The 13,117-nt window shown below is 67.9% G+C and carries 14 protein-coding genes; 6 read left to right on the top strand and 8 right to left on the bottom strand.

Going from position 1 to position 13,117, the window contains the following annotated elements; all coding sequences use genetic code 11:
* Positions 1-196 precede the first annotated feature (196 nt).
* From CGU34_RS02145 to CGU34_RS02125, 5 genes are all read right to left on the bottom strand, one after another.
* Positions 197-1,648: an amidohydrolase gene (locus tag CGU34_RS02145; RefSeq protein WP_100813211.1), complete on the bottom strand. Its 1,452-nt coding sequence runs from the start codon at positions 1,646-1,648 to the stop codon at positions 197-199.
* A gap of 53 nt (positions 1,649-1,701) precedes the next feature.
* Positions 1,702-2,409, bottom strand: a complete 708-nt coding sequence (locus CGU34_RS02140) for an FMN-binding negative transcriptional regulator (RefSeq protein WP_036295993.1) — start codon at positions 2,407-2,409, stop codon at positions 1,702-1,704.
* Between the two features lie 107 nt (positions 2,410-2,516).
* On the bottom strand, positions 2,517-3,530 hold the full coding sequence (locus CGU34_RS02135) for an Fpg/Nei family DNA glycosylase (RefSeq protein ID WP_036295990.1): 1,014 nt from the start codon (positions 3,528-3,530) through the stop codon (positions 2,517-2,519).
* Positions 3,530-4,090 carry a ribose-5-phosphate isomerase gene (locus CGU34_RS02130; RefSeq protein ID WP_036295987.1) on the bottom strand — a complete coding sequence of 187 codons (561 nt, stop codon included), beginning with the start codon at positions 4,088-4,090 and terminating at the stop codon, positions 3,530-3,532. The genes CGU34_RS02135 and CGU34_RS02130 overlap by 1 nt, the downstream gene beginning before the upstream one ends.
* Before the next feature lie 36 nt (positions 4,091-4,126).
* Positions 4,127-5,329 (bottom strand): ferrochelatase, encoded by a 1,203-nt coding sequence (locus CGU34_RS02125; protein ID WP_051513041.1) that lies wholly within the window; start codon positions 5,327-5,329, stop codon positions 4,127-4,129.
* Positions 5,330-5,427: 98 nt separating this feature from the next.
* Here CGU34_RS02125 and CGU34_RS02120 point away from each other — a divergent pair, with 98 nt between their 5' ends.
* From CGU34_RS02120 to CGU34_RS02105, 4 genes are all read left to right on the top strand, one after another.
* Positions 5,428-6,279 carry a Sir2 family NAD-dependent protein deacetylase gene (locus CGU34_RS02120; protein WP_036295984.1) on the top strand — a complete coding sequence of 284 codons (852 nt, stop codon included), beginning with the start codon at positions 5,428-5,430 and terminating at the stop codon, positions 6,277-6,279.
* Positions 6,280-6,302: 23 nt separating this feature from the next.
* The gene (locus CGU34_RS02115; protein ID WP_100813107.1) at positions 6,303-6,950 is read left to right on the top strand and encodes a histidine phosphatase family protein; all 648 of its coding nucleotides are present in this window, start codon (positions 6,303-6,305) and stop codon (positions 6,948-6,950) included.
* 44 nt (positions 6,951-6,994) lie between these two features.
* A complete protein-coding gene (locus CGU34_RS02110) occupies positions 6,995-8,782 on the top strand; it encodes an alkaline phosphatase family protein (protein WP_100813106.1) in 1,788 nt (595 codons plus the stop codon).
* 109 nt (positions 8,783-8,891) lie between these two features.
* Entirely contained in the window at positions 8,892-9,365 is a 474-nt protein-coding gene (locus CGU34_RS02105; protein WP_036295980.1) for an Lrp/AsnC family transcriptional regulator, read from the top strand.
* Here CGU34_RS02105 and CGU34_RS02100 read toward each other — a convergent pair.
* Positions 9,337-10,317 carry an EamA family transporter gene (locus CGU34_RS02100; protein WP_051513039.1) on the bottom strand — a complete coding sequence of 327 codons (981 nt, stop codon included), beginning with the start codon at positions 10,315-10,317 and terminating at the stop codon, positions 9,337-9,339. The two genes, CGU34_RS02105 and CGU34_RS02100, sit on opposite strands and share 29 nt — an antisense overlap.
* 99 nt (positions 10,318-10,416) lie before the next feature.
* Between CGU34_RS02100 and CGU34_RS02095 the strand changes: the two genes are divergently transcribed.
* On the top strand, positions 10,417-10,980 hold the full coding sequence (locus CGU34_RS02095; RefSeq protein WP_036295977.1) for a CGNR zinc finger domain-containing protein: 564 nt from the start codon (positions 10,417-10,419) through the stop codon (positions 10,978-10,980).
* Here the strand turns inward: CGU34_RS02095 and CGU34_RS02090 are convergent.
* Positions 10,937-11,839 carry an alpha/beta fold hydrolase gene (locus tag CGU34_RS02090; protein WP_100813105.1) on the bottom strand — a complete coding sequence of 301 codons (903 nt, stop codon included), beginning with the start codon at positions 11,837-11,839 and terminating at the stop codon, positions 10,937-10,939. The genes CGU34_RS02095 and CGU34_RS02090 overlap by 44 nt on opposite strands.
* Before the next feature lie 113 nt (positions 11,840-11,952).
* Here CGU34_RS02090 and CGU34_RS02085 point away from each other — a divergent pair, with 113 nt between their 5' ends.
* Positions 11,953-12,699, top strand: coding sequence for a 3'-5' exonuclease (locus CGU34_RS02085; RefSeq protein ID WP_081766156.1), 747 nt, complete (start codon positions 11,953-11,955; stop codon positions 12,697-12,699).
* Positions 12,700-12,783: 84 nt separating this feature from the next.
* Here the strand turns inward: CGU34_RS02085 and CGU34_RS02080 are convergent, their stop codons facing one another.
* Positions 12,784-13,032, bottom strand: a complete 249-nt coding sequence (locus CGU34_RS02080) for a type B 50S ribosomal protein L31 (protein ID WP_036295971.1) — start codon at positions 13,030-13,032, stop codon at positions 12,784-12,786.
* Positions 13,033-13,117: the final 85 nt, after the last annotated feature.

Raw genomic sequence — 13,117 nt, 5'->3', positions numbered from 1 at the left:
CAGGCGCAGATGCGAGGGCCTCCGGGAAACCGGGGGCCCTTTCTCGTGCGGCCCGCGCGGATCAGAAACCCCAGAACCTGCGCCGAGAGGACGCAACATGCCGTGCCCCCGAGCTTACGCACGGCATGTTGCGTCCTCTCAGTGGGTGAGGCGGGCGAGCGAGACGGCGCAGCGCGCGAACAGGCGAGCGGATGCCTCAGGCCCGGTGCGTGAGCCGGCCCGCGATCATCGTCGCGGCGACGCGCATGCCGCGCAGTCCCGCGCCGTCAGCGACTCGGGGATCCGCCTCGCACAGGGCGAGGTCAGCGACCGCGCCGGGTTCGATGCCCACGGCATCCGGTCCCGATCCGCGCTCGGTCGACGCCGCGCGCGCCAACTCGAATGGCACCGACTGCTCGGGGTGCCAGGCCGGCCGGTCGTCGTTCGTCCGGTAAACGGCCGCCGCGATCGCGGTCCAGGGGTCGAGCGCCGAGACCGGGGCATCCGATCCGAACCGCAGCTCGGCGCCCGCGTCGGCCAACGCACGCAGGGGGTACGCCAGCGCGGTCTGCGCCGCCCATTCGTGCTCGGCGATGTCGCGGTCATCGACCGCGTGGGCGGGCTGCACGCTGGCCGCCACCCCAAGTCGCGCGAAGCGGTGCAGGTCGGCGTGGGCGAGTAGCTGCGCGTGCTCGATCGTGCCGACCGCGCCCGTCCGGGCAAACGCATCCAGGGCGTGCGAGTTGGCGACATCGCCGATCGCATGCACCGCGGACTCCAGCCCCCCTGCCGTTGCGACGTTCATCAGCTCCAGTAGTTCCTCGGGCGGGACGGTCATCACACCATGGTCGCCGTGCGTGCCGGGGTACGGGTGCGAGCAAGCCGCGGTCCGGGTGCCGAGTGAGCCATCGGTGATCACCTTGAAGGGCCCGACGCGCACCAGATCGGATGCCGAGCCGCGAACGGCATCGCCGGTGCGCAGTCCCTCGGCCACGGCGCGCGGGAGATCTGCCGGGTAGATCCCGAACCGGATGCGGAGCGCATCGAAACCAGCCGCCAGACGGCGGGCCCAGGCATCCTCGTTCCACGCCATGTCCAGGTCGACCAGACCGACGATCCCCCGTGTCGCCGCCCCGCGCGCCGCTGCATCGACGAGGGCATCGCCGCGGTCGGGGTCGACCAGGTTGAGGCGTCGCGAAATCTCGAAGGCCGGGAGCTCCCTCAGGACACCCGAGCCGAACGGGTCGTGTCCCTCGCGACGCAGAGCCGCCGTGTTGAGCCACACGGAATGCACATCAGCGTTGATGAGGTACGTCGGGACATCGCCCGTCGCGGCATCGAGCAGCAGGCGTTCGGGCTCATCCGCCCAGAGCGCGTCTCGGTATCCCGTGCCGACGCGGCGTCCATCGGCAAGGATCGGTGCCGCCGCCATGATCCGCGCCGCCTCCGCCGCCGAGCGCGCGTGGTCGAGCGGTTCGCGGGCGGCCCGAAGCGCCCACTGAGTGAGATGCACGTGGTGATCCCACAACCCGGGCATGAGCCACCCGCCATCCGCGTCGAGCACGGCCACGGATGCCGGATGCTTCAACGCTCCGGCAGGCGCGATGTCGACGATCTGCCCGCCCGCCAGTACGACATCGTGCGGATCGTCGCCCAGGGGTAGAGGCATCGCGGCGCCGACGATGCGCGCGTTCGCTATCACCCCGACGGTTTCACCCACGTTCACGACGGATCGCCCCCGCTTCGCTGATCGGCTGTGGCCGATGTCCCGACGGATTTCGCGGCCGCTGCCTGCGCGTCGCGCGCCCGACGCATCTCGGCGGCGAGCGGCGGGTTCGGATGCGCCCCACCCTCCGAAAGTTCGGCGATGATCGTCTCGACGACGTCACCCGGCCGGTTCTGGCTGAGCTTGCGCTTCGCGACGACCCGCGTCGGTGTCAGACGGAACCCGACGGTGCCCCGTTCGAGACGCTCGATGAAGGCGGGATCGTTCGGCGGCTGCCACATGCCCCGGGGCTCCGGCATCCGCGACTCGAACCGGTCGACGAGCGCGTCGAGAACGCGCAGATTCTCGTCGGTATCGAGGATTTCGGGGACTCCGGTCAGGTGCGCCGAGACGAAGTTCCAGGTCGGGACGCTCGCGACAGGTCCTGATGAAACGCTGCCATACCAAGACGGCGAGATGTAGCCGTGCGGTCCCTGTACGACGACGAGCAGCTCACGCTCACCCAGTCCATGGATCAGGTCGTCAGGCTTGCCGACGTGCCCCACGATGGTCAGGTCGTCGCGCGACGGATCGAGCATCACGGCGTAGTGCGATGCGACCAGCCCGTCGGCGGTGTCGCTGACCAGCGTGACCCACGGGTTCTGATCCACGAGCCGTCGCAGCTCGCCGACGTCGGTCATCGCGAAGGAGGGGTTCTGGCGCACCCGCCCAGCCTAGATCGGCGGGCGTGCCTTGCGTTCCGCTGTCACAGAACGACGTCGGGACCACGCGCGAGGGTCGATCTGTGACAGCGGAGCCGGACCGATACGCGTCAGCGCTGGTCTTGCGGGCACCAGTAGAGCTTCCGTCCGCCGACCTCTTCGAGCACGATCTCAGTGCCGCAGAGGCGGCACGGCAGGCCCGCCCGGTGGTACACCCAGTGCCGATCGTCGCGGTGCGCCATGGCGCGGCGGTACGAGTCGGGGTCGAGGTCGTCCATCGTCATCATCTGGCCGGTTTCGACACCGATCGCGAGCAGATGCGTCCAGTCGCGCCACAGCTCGCGCACGATTTCTTCCGGCACGTCACGTCCCGGCGTGTGCGGATTCAGGCGCGCGCGAAAGAGCATCTCGGCGCGGTACACGTTGCCGATACCGCTGACGATCGACTGGTCCATCAGCAGTAGCCCGATCGGGGTCGGCTTCTTGCGTACCGCGGCGACGAAGCGCTCCTCGCCCTCGGCGAGGTCATCCACGAGGGGGTCGGGGCCGAGCTTGGCGATCGTCGCCGCGACTTCCTCGGGCGTCTGCAGGGCGCACGCGGTCGGGCCGCGGAGGTCCGCGCACGTCACCTGGGTCATCAGGCGAAGGCGCACCTGTCCCACCACGGGCGGTGGCCACTCGGAGCCCTCGTCCGCGAGCCCCGTGGTCTGCTCCGACATGCGAACGTGCACCCGAGCACGACGCGGCGCGCCGATCGAGGTCAACGAGTTCTCGCCGGCTGCATCGAACACGGGGTCGTCGAAGACCGGGGCATCCAACTCCGTCCCTCGCTGATTCGTCTGCCCCATGCGTCCGTTCGCCGCGGCGATCGTCGGGTCCACGACGATCTCACCCGCGAAGTCCCATGCCCCGTACATCCCCAGGTGCACGCGCAGCCACAGGTCTTCCTCGAACTCGAGGAACATCTGCTTACCCACGGCCCGCACATCCGTCGCCGTCCGGCCGTCCAAGACCGCGGCACCCTCGACAAATCGCCCCTGCGGGCTCGACGCGAAGACGCGCTGACCGACGAAGTTCCGCTCGAACTGGCGCGCGATGCGGTGGACGGAGTGTCCTTCGGGCATCAGCCAGCCTCGGGATCGAAGGCGTCGATGTCTTCGCCCCCGCGGTTCTCTCCCGCCCGGCCGTTCTCGGGCGAGGTGGCGCGCGGATCGGGCAGGAGCGAACCGTCCGCCTCGTAGGCGGCGATCTGGCCGATGCGGCGCACGTGCCGTTCTCCGAACGTGAAAGGGGTCGCGATGAAGATGTCGATGAACTTCGCGGCCTCTTCGAACGTGTGTTGGCGCGCACCGATCGCGATCACGTTGGCGTCGTTGTGCTCGCGCGCGAGTTCCGCGGTCGCGACGTTCCAGACCAGTGCGGCACGGACGCCCTGCACCTTGTTCGCCGCGATCTGCTCTCCGTTGCCGGAACCGCCGAAGACGATGCCGAGCGTGTCGACGCCATCGGCCTGGTCGCGGACGACCGCCTGGGCGGCTCGGATGCAGAACGCCGGATAGTCGTCGAGGGCGTCGTACTCGAGGGGGCCGTGGTCCACGACGTCGTGGCCCTGATCGCTCAGGTGGTGCTGCAGGCGGGTGGAGAACTCCAGTCCCGCGTGATCGGTGGCGATATGGATGCGCATGGGCTCAATCCTAGGGACGGGCCGCAAGGCGAGCGGTCAGGGCGCGATCCCGGATGCTGCGGGCTTGAATCCCGCACGGATGTTCTCGCAGCACCCGGGGCGACACACATCGAACCAGGGCCCCAGTTTGGTGACGTGCGGGCGCTCGGACGTCGGAGTTCCCTTCAGGCGCTCCTCGATGAGGTCGACCAGGCCGGCAACGTACGCCGGATCGACACCGGGGGTCGGGGTGCGAACGGCAGCGAGACCCGCTTCCGCCGCGGCATCCATCGCCTCGGTGTCGAGATCCCAGAGCACCTCCATGTGGTCGCTCACGAAGCCGAGGGGCACGATCGCGACGGCGCGCGCGCCCTCTGCGGGAAGTCCCTCGATGACGTCGCACACATCGGGCTCGAGCCACGGCTGCGAGGGCGGGCCGGAACGGGACTGGTAGACCAGCTGCCACGGAACATCGGCAGCATCCGGGATCTCTTCCGCGATCTGCGCCATCACGTATGCGGCGACCGCGAGGTGCTGGGTCTCATAGGCGCCGCCCTCACCCCACTCCCCGTCGCGCGGGCCGGATCGCCGCGCGTCGTCCATCGGCACGCTGTGCGTGGAGAACAGCACCCGGATCTCGCCCGGCGCGATTCCATCCGCGAGGAACCCGGCGACCGCGTCGCGCACGCCGGCGACGAACGGGGCCACGAAACCGGGGTGGTCGAAGAACTGGCGGATCTTGTCGATCGTCACCGTTCCCCCGAGGCCCGTCTCGTCGAGCACGCGAGCGAAGTCCTCGCGGTACTGACGGCAGCTCGAGAACGAGCTGTAGGCGCTCGTGGCGAGGGCGAGCAGTGTGCGGTGCCCCGCGGCCTCCGCGGCGATGACGGCCTCATCGAGGTAGGGCGCCCAGTTGCGGTTGCCCCAGTAGACCGGCAGATCGATGCCGCGCCGGGCGAGCTCGGCCTCGAGCTTCACCTTCAGCTCACGATTCTGCGCATTGATCGGGCTGATCCCGCCGAAGTGCCGGTAGTGATGCGCGACCTCTTCGAGTCGCTCGTCGGGGATGCCTCGTCCGCGCGTCACGTTCCGCAGGAACGGGATCACATCGTCCTGCCCCTCGGGCCCGCCGAAGCTGGCCAGCAGGAGCGCGTCGTAGGCGACGGGCACTTCGACGTGTTCCGGCCCGCCGGATGCAGCGGGCGATGCGTAGAGGACGACGAGGTTCACATCTGCGGGAGTTGCGCTCACGACATCCATCCTCGCACCGCGTCGGACCGAGGGAGCCCGTTCGCACGACCCGCTCTCCGTAACCTGCCGGAAAACCTCGACGCCTACACTTACGGCGAGGAGGCACGATGACGTCTGTCTCGGAGTTGGATTCCGCGACGACCGCGCTGGTAGACCGCGTGGTCGCCACGCTGAGCGGACGCAGGGTCGCCGTACTCACGGGCGCCGGAGTCTCCACGGATTCCGGAATCCCGGACTACCGCGGCAACGGCGCCCCCGTCCGCTCGCCCATGACGGCCCAGCAGTTCATGGCCGATGAGTCGGCGCGGCGCCGCTACTGGCTCGGCGGACACCTCGGCTGGCATGCGTTTTCGAGCGCTCAACCCAACGCGGGTCACGAAGCGATCGCCCGGCTCGAGGCAGACGAGTTCGCCACGGGCGTGGTGACACAGAACGTCGACGGTCTGCACGTGCGCGCGGGCAGCGGCCGGGTCGTCGAACTGCACGGCACGATGCGTCGTGTGTTCTGCACACACTGCGGGCAGGTCTTCGACCGGCGAGATATCTCCGAACGCATCGAGATCGACAATCCCTGGGTCACGATGCCCGAGAACATCCCGCTCGGGCCCGACGGCGATGTCCTTCCCTCGTCCACCGATGGGTTCATCGTTCCGGACTGCTCGGTCTGCGACGGGCTCCTCAAACCCGACGTGGTGTTCTTCGGCGAGTTCATCCCGGCGGAGAAGTTCCGCGAGGCCGAGCAATTGCTGAAGACCAGCCAGGCCCTGCTCATCGCGGGTTCATCGCTGGTCGTGAACTCGGGCATCCGCCTGGTGGAACGGGCGCGCAGGCGAAGGCTTCCGGTGATCATCGTGAACCGCGGCGCTACCCGCGCCGACAACCGCGCGACCCTCAAGATCGACGCCGGAACCAGCGAAGTACTCGGCGCACTCGCGGCTGGACTCGCGGCTACCCGCTGACTCCTGGCCGTAGGCTCGGAGTCGTGACCGATCTGATCCTCCTCCGCCATGGTGAGACGGACTGGAACCGCGAGCGCCGTATCCAGGGTCTGAGCGATATTCCCCTGAACGAGACCGGCCGCGTGCAGGCACGCGCCGCGGGAGAGTTGCTCCGCATCGAACTCGCGGACGCCTGCCCGGTGGTGATGGTCTCGAGCGACCTGTCCCGGGCGGTCGAGACGGCCCAGATCATCGCCGACGCCCTCGGGGTGCCCGGTCCGCGGAAGTATCCGGGCCTGCGTGAGCGGGGCTACGGTGAGGCCGAGGGGGCACTGGTCGCCGAGGTTCCGACACTCTTCGGCTCCGCCGAGCGCGACCTGATCCCGGGCGCCGAGTCCTCGGCCGATCTGCGGGCACGGGCATTGCGAGCCCTGGACGAGATCGCGACGGATGTCGAACGCGACATGCCCGGGGCATCCATCATCGCCGTCGCGCATGGCGCACTCATCTTCGAGGTCGTGCGTGTGGCGAGCGACGGCGCGCTCCCTCGACCGGGCGAGCGAATCGCCAACGGCTACCCGTTCCGATTCCAGCTCGACCCCGGCGGCACTCCCGACGGCCGCGCCATCCGCCTCGCGACGGATGACGCAGGCGCCTCACGCGACGGTTTCCCCCGGGAGACCCGCGTTTGAGCCCGGACTCGGGAACCGCCGCTAGCCTGAACGCGGAGGATGCCGTGAATGATTCTGCTGACCCGCCCGAGAGCGCTGACGAGCCGACACCCGCTCGTGATGCACAGACGGAGCGTGGCCGCAGTCGCCGCGAGTTTCTTCGTGCGGGTGGAATCGCTGCGGCCGGCTTCCTCGTGGGCGGCGCGGCCGGCGGTGCCGCGGGGGCAGCTATCGGGAGCTCTCTGGCCAACCAGAACTCATTCGGCGCTCTGGACCCACGCGAGGTCCCCGGCTTCGATCATGTGGTCGTTCTGATGGGCGAGAACCGCTCCTTCGACAATCTGCTGGGCTGGCTGTACACCCCCGAAAACCTTCCCCCGGGCGAAACCTTCGAGGGCCTCGCCTTCGGCGATTATTCGAACCCCGATCCGGCCGGGAACCGGGTCGCCGCGCACGTCTACTCCGGCCCGACCGACGTGATCATGGGCCAGCCGAACCCCGATCCGGGCGAGGCGTTCCCCCACGTCAACACCCAGCTCTTCGGCACCGTCGATCCCGCATCCAACGCGGAGCTCTGGCAGAACCCGATGAGTTCACCCTTCAACGCCCCGAAGCCGGGCGCGAAGCCCACCATGGAGGGCTTCCTGAAGGACTACCACGTCAACTACGAAGAGCTCCATAAGGGCAAGAAGCCGACGGCGGACGAGGCGAATCAGATCATGGGCGGCTTCTCGCCCGAGATGCTGCCCGTCCTGTCGACTCTTGCGCGCGAGTTCGCCGTCTTCGACCACTGGTTCGCGGCCGTGCCCAGCCAGACCTACTGCAACCGCTCGTTCTTCCACGCGTCGACATCCCATGGCTTCGTCACGAACCGCGGCGGGGGCGGCTACGAGAAGTGGCTGGATGCGGCGCCCCGTGACACGATCTTCAATCACCTCGATCGCGCGGGGATCAGCTGGAAGATCTACTTCGACGAGATGCAGCTCGTTTCGCTGACGGGCGTCATGCATGCGCCGGTACTCCAGACGCACTGGCGCACCGAGCACTTTGCGCACATGTCGGATTTTTACCAGGATGCCGAGAACGGCACCCTGCCCGCCTACGCGTTCATCGAGCCGCGCATGATCTACAACCACAACGACTTCCACCCGCCCTTCGGCGCGCTTCGCAGCGGCGAGGTCGACGGCACCGAGGTGGTGGACTCCGCGATCTCGGACGTCCGCGCGGGCGAGGCGCTCGTCGCCAACGTCTACGACGCGATCAAGAAGAGCGCGACGCCTCAGGGTTCGAACGCGCTCAACACCCTTCTGCTGATCACTTTCGACGAGCACGGCGGGACCTACGATCACGTTCCGCCGCCAGCCGCGACGCCCCCGGACGCCGATGCACCCGAAGGCGAGATGGGTTTTCGGTTTGATCGTCTCGGGGCACGCGTGCCCGCGATCGCCGTGTCGGCCTACACCCGCTCCGGAACGATCGTCCATGACGAGATGCATCACGGATCGGTGATCGCCACCCTCTGCCGGCTGCACGGTCTCGAGCCGTTGACACGGCGCGACGCGGGCGCCAACACCCTGTTCCCCGTCGTGAATCTCGAGGTACCGCGCGATCCGAAGTCGTGGCCGACCGTGCACCCCATGTACTTGCCTCGACAGATCGACGAAGAAGAGATCGAAGACCTCGCACACGGGTCGCAGAAGGACAAACCGCTGAGCCCGCCCGGAAAGGGGCTCCTCGGACTCCTCCTCGCCAAGTACGGCGACGGGTCCGAGCCAGAGCCGCAGACGTATGCCGACGCCTACCGGGTGGGCACCACGCACGGCCTCGGACTCTTCTACCCGAAGATCACGTAGGGCGTTTAAGTCCGCGCCGACGCAGTCTCATCAGCTCGCTCAGCACCACTCGGAGCCGCTGAGCAGGATGCGTAAAGCGGAGCGTCGAATTCGGGTAAAGTCACCGACTATGGGCAAGCTCGATCACGCCGACCTCGCGCTTCTCAGCGCCCTCGCCGACGACCCCCGGGCGACCGTCGTCGCTTTGGCCGAGCGCCTGAGCCTGTCGCGCAATACCGTTCAGGCGCGGATGGCGAAGCTCGAGAAAGCCGGCGTGTTCCTCTCCTACGAGCGGACCATAGCGGCGCACACCATCGGGTACCCGCTGCAGGCTGCGATCTCGGTCATGCTGCGACAGAAAGAGCTGCCCGAGATCGCGCCCCAGCTCGTCGAAATCCCCGAGATCATCCAGGCCTACGGCCTGAGCGGACAGGTCGACCTGCTCGTCCATGTCGCCTGCCGCGACGCCAGGCACTTGTTCGAGGTGGACGCACGCATCCTCGCCATCCCCGGCGTCGAACGCACCGAGACATCCCTCGTCATGGGTGAGGTCATCCCCTACCGGCTGCGCCCTCTCATGGACTTGGCACGACAGGAACGTTAGGCACGGGTACGACCGTCGACGGCGTACCCAGCCGGACGAACACAACACCCGCGACGATCAGCGCACCGCCGATCACCTGAACGGATGACGGTTGCTCGCCGAGCACGAGCCAGGCGATCACGATCGCGAACAGCACCTCGGAGAGGCCGACGAACGATGCCACCCGCGAGCCGATCTGCGTCACCGCCAGCACACCCAGTCCGTAAGCGAGCGCCGTCGCGATCAGCACGACCCAAATCAGCGGCACGTACCAGGGGACGGTCAGCCCGCCCAGGATGACGTCGACGGGTGGCGCGGCGAAGGGCAATACGCCCACGAGCGAAAGGCCGCCCGAGAAGAGCGCACCGACCGCGAGGCCGGCGGCCGCGAGCACGAGCGGGGGGAGCCCGTCGCCGGCTCGCTCGCTCAACAGGAAGTAGCCGCCGAGCGACACGGCCGCACCGAGGGCGAAGAGCACGCCGAGTGCGTCGAACGTCGCGCCGCCGATGTCGATCACGAAGACGAGTCCGACGATGCTCACGGCCGAGCCGAGCAGTACAAGGCGGCCGGGCGCACGACGCGTGCGAATCCACGCGAGTGCCACCAGCAGAACCGGCGCCAGGTATTGCACGAGCAGCGCGACACCGACGGGCATCCGTTGGATTGCAGCGAGATAGAACAGCTGGCATCCGGCGACACCCGTCGCACCGAATCCCACAATGATCAGAGCGTTGCGACGCAGGATGCCGGGGTCACGGCGGAGAGCAAGAATCAGGACCGGCAACAAGACGATCGCCGCTCCGCCCATCCGAACCGACGCCGCGGCTCCGGTGGACCAGCCCGCCTCGATGAGCGGCTTGAGCAACGGCCCGCTCGACGCGAACGCGAGCGCGGAGGCGAGCCCGGTCAGGATGCCGATCGCGCGGTGGTCCGGGCTCGTCGTAGGCAGGGGGGCCGTCAGGCTCTGGACCATGTGCGTCCGTTTCACACGAGAGGGATGTCAGGAGTAAACCTGCCATACACTGATGACGAGGTTGACTGATGTTCTCAGACAATACCGTCAGGAGTCAACATGGTTTTTATCCATGACACCCGATCCGCCCTGCTCGCCACGGTAGACCTGGTGAATACGCACCCGAGCACGTCGAGCGAGGGCGAAGACGCCCTCACCACCGTCGCCGATCTCGACGAATTCTTGAGGGTGCACCCGTACACCGGAGGCATCCGTCACGACGAGGCCGAGCTCGCCGAGATGCGCGACATCCGCGGTCGGCTGCGTGCCCTCTGGGACGTCGACCGCGACGGCGCCGTACCCCTCGTCAACGCGATGTTGGACGATGGCGGTGCGCTCCCCCGCCTGGTCATCCACGACGACTACGACTGGCACGTCCACGCCACCTCCGACGAGGCGCCGCTCGCAACACGGATCCTGGTGGAAGCCGCGATGGCATTCGTCGATGTCATCCGCTCGGACGAGTACGCGCGCGTTCGACTGTGCGACGCGGATGACTGCCGGTCGGTCTACATCGATATGTCGCGCAACGGCTCGAAGCGCTACTGCGACACGGGCAATTGCGGCAATCGCATGAACGTCATCGCGTACCGGAAGCGTCAGGCCGATCGAGAAAGCGCCTGATCGCTTCGGCCGCCACGGCCGGGGTCTCGTAGTGGATCAGGTGCCCGACATTCGGGATCTCAACGAGCTCGGCATCCGCGAAGAGCTGCGCGAGGCGACGCTCGGCCTCGATCGGCGTGATGTCGTCGCGCTCGGCCGCGATCAGCAGCGTCGGCTGCACGATGCGCGCGGCGAACTCCGACACATCGTGTGACACCGAGGTCACGAACGCGTCGCGCAGCATGTCTCGGTCGGCGAACCGCGAGAAGTACGTGTCGTGCTGGTCGTGGATGAACGCGCGCAGCTCGGGATCTTTCGTCTTCGCCATCGACACACTCATGACGCGGACGATGACCTTGTTGCGCAGGAGGGCGTCACCCAGGCGCGCAGGAAGGCGCGCCCCGGCCCAGTAGTAGAAGATCGCGAGCCGCGTCAGAATGCCGCGCGGGCCCTCGAGCGCCGGGGCGCCGATCGGGTTCACGAGGATGACGCATGGCGCCGGCATCCCCTCGGCGACAGCCGCCGACACGACGATCGATCCGAACGAGTGCCCGAGGATGATCGCACCCGGTGCGACCGCATCGACGAACCCACGCAGCCACTTAACGTAGGCGGCGAGATCGTGCTCGATGCCGGGTAGTGGCGGCGTCTCGCCGAAACCCGGGAGGTCGGGCGAGATGACGCGGATACCGGGCAGGTGTGCGACGACCGGCTCGAGCCCGTGGTGTTCACCACGGAAGCCGTGCACCGCGATCACGGTGGTCTCGGCATCCGACGGACCGTACTCCCAGTAGGCCGTGACCGCACCGCCCACCGGAACCTCGCGTCGCACGACGGGTGTCGCCGCCAAGAGGTCGGCATACGGCTGGGGGGCGCTCACTCTGCGAGTCTACGGATGGCTCGGGCCACGACCGCGCGGCGCCCCGCGTTGCGGTACCCGGCATCGCGGTGAGCCTGGCGGTCGATGTCGGTGCGGGGCCATAGCGTGTTGGCATGTCGCAGGTCCTTCCCGAGCCGCTCTTCGGCGACGATTTCTTCGCCCCCGCTGCGCCGCGCTGGTCGACCACGTTGGGTGTGTTCGACCTCGAGACGACGGGCGTAGACGTTACGACCGATCGCATCGTGACAGCCCACGTCGGGGTTCTTGACGCCAGTGGCACCGTGACGAGACAGCGGTCGTGGATGGCCGACCCGGGCATCGACATTCCCGAGGGCGCGACCGCCGTGCACGGCATCACGACCGCGTTCGCCCGGGCGAACGGGCTTCCCGCAGCGCAGGTCGTGGCCGAAATCGTGACCGAGTTACGGGCGATCTTCGACGCTGGCATCCCCGTCGTGGCCTACAACGCGCCTTACGATTTTTCGCTGCTGAAGTACGAGGCCCTGCGGCATGGCATCGAGCCGATCCTCGCGCCCTCACCCGTGATCGATCCGCTCGTCGTCGACAAGACGTTCGACCGGTACCGACGGGGAAAGCGCACGCTCGACGCGGTCGCGGCCCACTACGACGTGCTGCTCGAGGCGGCACACACGGCGGCGGACGACGCGATCGCGGCGGGCCGCGTGGCGCAAGCCATCGCCGCCCGCTACGCCGACCGACTGCCCCTGAGCGAGCACGAACTGCACACGCGCCAGATCTCGTGGGCACGGGCGCAGGCCGAGAGCCTGACCGAGTACTTCATCAAGGTCGGTCGCCTCGAGCCGAGCGAGACGCTCGACGGCGCCTGGCCCATCCGCTGAGGCTCTGATCTCGCCCTGACCCGCGGGCAACGCGAAAGGCCCCGCCGAAGCGAGGCCTTTCGGAACGTCGTTGCGACGTCGAAGTTACTTGCCGAAGCCCTTGAAGCGCTGGTTGAACTTCTCGACGCGGCCGGCCGAGTCCATGATGCGCTGCTTGCCCGTGTAGAACGGGTGCGAGGCCGACGAGATCTCGACGTCGATGACCGGGTACTCGACACCGTCGAGCTCGATCTTCTTGTCGCTCGACACGGTCGAGCGGGTCAGGAAGGTCTCGCCCGAGGCGAGGTCGCGGAAGACGACGGCCTGGTAGTCGGGGTGAATTGCAGTCTTCATGGGGTGTTCCTTGCGGCGATGTGCGGAAGAAGAAGTCTCTGGTGCGCCGATCCAGCGTTGGCACCAAGGACCGATCTTATCAGAC

Source organism: Microbacterium lacus, assembly GCF_002812805.1.
In the GTDB taxonomy this organism is placed as follows: domain Bacteria; phylum Actinomycetota; class Actinomycetes; order Actinomycetales; family Microbacteriaceae; genus Microbacterium; species Microbacterium lacus_A.
This window is presented reverse-complemented; position numbering and strand designations above follow the sequence as displayed.

Bases quoted from the DNA above. Each gene is read 5' to 3' on its own strand.
- CGU34_RS02145 (WP_100813211.1), bottom strand. From the start codon at position 1,648: ATGCCTCTACCCCTGGGCGACGATCCGCACGATGTCGTACTGGCGGGC.
- CGU34_RS02135 (WP_036295990.1), bottom strand. From the start codon at position 3,530: ATGCCCGAAGGACACTCCGTCCACCGCATCGCGCGCCAGTTCGAGCGG.
- CGU34_RS02130 (WP_036295987.1), bottom strand. From the start codon at position 4,090: ATGCGCATCCATATCGCCACCGATCACGCGGGACTGGAGTTCTCCACC.
- CGU34_RS02125 (WP_051513041.1), bottom strand. From the start codon at position 5,329: ATGGATGTCGTGAGCGCAACTCCCGCAGATGTGAACCTCGTCGTCCTC.
- CGU34_RS02120 (WP_036295984.1), top strand. From the start codon at position 5,428: ATGACGTCTGTCTCGGAGTTGGATTCCGCGACGACCGCGCTGGTAGAC.
- CGU34_RS02105 (WP_036295980.1), top strand. From the start codon at position 8,892: ATGGGCAAGCTCGATCACGCCGACCTCGCGCTTCTCAGCGCCCTCGCC.
- CGU34_RS02100 (WP_051513039.1), bottom strand. From the start codon at position 10,317: ATGGTCCAGAGCCTGACGGCCCCCCTGCCTACGACGAGCCCGGACCAC.
- CGU34_RS02095 (WP_036295977.1), top strand. From the start codon at position 10,417: ATGGTTTTTATCCATGACACCCGATCCGCCCTGCTCGCCACGGTAGAC.
- CGU34_RS02085 (WP_081766156.1), top strand. From the start codon at position 11,953: ATGTCGCAGGTCCTTCCCGAGCCGCTCTTCGGCGACGATTTCTTCGCC.
- CGU34_RS02080 (WP_036295971.1), bottom strand. From the start codon at position 13,032: ATGAAGACTGCAATTCACCCCGACTACCAGGCCGTCGTCTTCCGCGAC.